Source organism: Allobosea sp. ASV33 (assembly GCF_016428755.1).
In the GTDB taxonomy this organism is placed as follows: Bacteria; Pseudomonadota; Alphaproteobacteria; order Rhizobiales; family Beijerinckiaceae; genus Allobosea.
On record NZ_JAELTI010000298.1, the window covers coordinates 1 to 314 of the forward strand.

Annotated in this window: 1 protein-coding gene; it reads right to left on the reverse strand. The window is 74.2% G+C overall.

The annotated features are described in order from the left end of the window. The coding region (locus tag JHD80_RS27690) for a glycosyltransferase (protein ID WP_199093829.1) at positions 1-142 on the reverse strand (142 nt) is incomplete at its 3' end. Between the last annotated feature and the right edge of the window lie 172 nt (positions 143-314).

Here is a 314-nt window from a genome sequence, read left to right on the forward strand (position 1 = left end):
CTGCCTCGACCGGCGAACAGAGCAGTCCGGTCACGCCATCCTCGATAATCTCGGGCAAGGCGCCGACGGCGAACGCCACGATCGGCTTGTGCGCCCGCATCGCTTCGAGCGCGACGAAACCGAAGCCCTGTCTCTTATACACATCTGACGCTGCCGACGATTAACCTTCGGTGTAGATCTCGGTGGGCGCCGGATCATTAAAAAGGGGGGGGGGGGGGGGGGGGGGGGGGGGGGGGGGGGGGGGGGGGGGGGGGGGGGGGGGGGGGGGGGGGGGGGGGGGGGGGGGGGGGGGGGGGGGGGGGGGGGGGGGGGGG